This is a genomic window from Arsenophonus sp. ENCA (genome assembly GCF_002287155.1).
In the GTDB taxonomy this organism is placed as follows: Bacteria; Pseudomonadota; Gammaproteobacteria; order Enterobacterales; family Enterobacteriaceae; genus Arsenophonus; species Arsenophonus nilaparvatae.
Map to the genome: position 1 here is coordinate 1 of NZ_NHNG01000476.1, position 2,097 is coordinate 2,097.

Here is a 2,097-nt window from a genome sequence, read left to right on the forward strand (position 1 = left end):
ATCGAGAAGTTAAACAAAATTGTGGTATTGAACGCTGTCAGGCTCGCACGAGCCGAGCGCAAAGAAATCATATTTTTCTCGCTATTTCTGCGTGGTTTGAACAACATAAACGTCGTATATCTGAAAAAATAACCCTTTATCAACAAAATTGGGACGTAATCAAAAATGCTATTGCTGAGCACATCCGTGTTTTATTAGCGTACCCAAATTAGTTTTGTGCGAAACTCGTGTATTGTAAGAACGATAAATTTGCTGAAGATTGGTTATTGTTGCGACTTTAACCAGGCGATTTCTTGAGGCCAGAGCCCAGGATTGATGTTTTCTAGGATCAAAGGTATATTATCGAAGCGGTTATCTTTCATAATATAGCTGAAAGCTGTGTAACCGATATTACCTTCTCCTAGGCTTTGGTGGCGATCAACGTGGCTGGCAAATTGGCTTTTGGCATCATTTAAATGCATTGCTCGTAGGTATTGAAAACCGACAATTTTATTAAATTGGGCAAAAGTATTATCGCAAGCTTCTTTTGTTCGTAAGTCGTAACCTGCTGCAAAAGCATGACAAGTATCCAAACAAACACCAACTCGCTGTTTATCTTCAATATCTTCAATTATCGCTGCCAGATGCTCAAATTTAAATCCTAAATTAGAGCCTTGACCGGCAGTATTTTCAATCACAGCAATAACATTTTTAGTTTGCGCTAAAGTAATATTGATTGACTCAGCAATACGGGCGAGGCATACATCAACGCTAATTTTATTCAGATGACTACCTGGGTGAAAATTGAGCAAAGTAATACCTAATTGCTCACAGCGTTGCATTTCATCCAAAAAAGCGGCGCGTGATTTTTTCAGTGCTTCTGTTTCAGGATGGCCTAAATTAATAAGGTAGCTGTCGTGTGGCAGAATTTGCTGTTGATCAAAACCATATTTTTCACAATTTAGTTTGAATTGTTCAACTGTTTCCGGTTTTAGTGGTGGAGCTTGCCATTGACGCTGATTTTTTGTGAAAAGAGCAAAGGCTGTGGCATTGATTTCGTGGGCACGGAGTACGGCTTGATCAACACCGCCAGCAGCGCTGACGTGGGCTCCAACAAATTTCATTTTTTTCTCCTAATTTTATTTTAATTATGACACTATTGGCTTAAAAAATGAAATGCATAGGCTTAAGTCATTTAGGCATTAATAATGTCAGTTTGTTAACGACAGGGGAGATAAAAAACAAAATTTTATCGGATGTTAATGAAAAATAGATTGCATCGATGAATTTATAAATAACCCACCGATAGTTAGCCAGCCAAAAAGACACAAAGCCATCACCAGTGGTTTGATCCCGGCTTGTCGAATTGCACTTATATGTGTAGTTAATCCAAGTGCAGCCATCGCCATAGATAATAGAATAGTATCAAGGGTAATAATGGATTGAACTAAAATTTGTGGCAATAAATGAAAAGAGTTTATGTATGCAATGATAATAAAAATTATTGCAAACCAAGGGATCACAATAGTGGGCTTTGATTGCGATAAATTGCTAGTTACCATTTTGCGATTTAGATAACCTGATAATATCAATAAAAATGGTGCTAATATCATAACGCGGATCATTTTACTGATCACTGCACTGTTTTCTGCCTCAGGGCTGATCGCATGGCCAACAGCAACTACTTGAGCAACTTCATGAACGCTCGAGCCAACAAAAATACCAAACTGAGCCGGATCAAGTGAAAACCAGTGATGTATTTGATTTAGATGATAAAACCACGGATAGAGAAAAATAGCCAAGGTACCAAAAATAACGACGGTTGCTAAAATCGCAGCTGCGCCGCAAATGCTACTACCGGCTCCAATCAAAATGGTGGTTTGACTATCCAACTTGAAAAAATATTTGCCTAGTAACAGCGCAATTAAGAATTTAGAAGTTAGCATAATTAAATCGGTCATAATACCAATCGTGCCTACATCCATAATTTGCACGAGTTTCGCACAAAACTAATTTGGGTACGCTAATAAAACACGGATGTGCTCAGCAATAGCATTTTTGATTACGTCCCAATTTTGTTGATAAAGGGTTATTTTTTCAGATATACGACGTTTATGT

General features: G+C 37.8%; 1 protein-coding gene and 2 pseudogenes. 1 reads left to right on the plus strand and 2 read right to left on the minus strand.

The window, feature by feature from the left end; genetic code table 11:
* Positions 1 to 212 (plus strand): annotated as a pseudogene (locus tag CBG25_RS12290) (hypothetical protein); the annotation flags it as partial.
* 51 nt (positions 213 to 263) lie between these two features.
* On the opposite strand, the gene nfo reads toward CBG25_RS12290, so the two are convergent.
* Together nfo and CBG25_RS12300 are read right to left on the minus strand one after the other, a co-directional pair.
* On the minus strand, positions 264 to 1,103 hold the full coding sequence (nfo, locus tag CBG25_RS12295) for a deoxyribonuclease IV (protein ID WP_290606947.1): 840 nt from the start codon (positions 1,101 to 1,103) through the stop codon (positions 264 to 266).
* 135 nt (positions 1,104 to 1,238) lie between these two features.
* Positions 1,239 to 1,970, minus strand: a pseudogene (locus tag CBG25_RS12300) (YeiH family putative sulfate export transporter); the annotation flags it as partial.
* Positions 1,971 to 2,097 lie beyond the last annotated feature (127 nt).